Annotated in this window: 1 pseudogene; it reads left to right on the plus strand. The window is 70.0% G+C overall.

The window, feature by feature from the left end:
- Positions 1 to 260: pseudogene (locus AAEZ05_RS29145) on the plus strand (Zn-dependent hydrolase); the annotation flags it as partial.

The following is a 260-nucleotide window of genomic DNA, read 5'->3' on the forward strand; positions in this document are numbered from 1 at the left end:
GTGCCGGGCGGCTGCTTTTTCACGGTGGAATTCCGGCATCCCGACGATGCGGTGCTCGACGAACTGGACGCGGCGTTGCGCGCGGAGCTCGCGCGCGTGGCCGACGAAACCGGCCTCGGCGCGCAGATCGAGCAGATCTTCACGTATGCGCCGGTGCCGTTCGCGCCACGCTGCATCGACACGGTGCGCGACGCGGCGCGCTCGCTCGGGCTGTCGCACATGGACATCGTGTCCGGCGCGGGCCACGACGCGTGCTATGT

This window comes from Pseudomonas sp. HY13-MNA-CIBAN-0226 (genome assembly GCF_040310305.1).
GTDB classification, from domain to species: Bacteria; Pseudomonadota; Gammaproteobacteria; order Pseudomonadales; family Pseudomonadaceae; genus Aquipseudomonas; species Aquipseudomonas gregormendelii.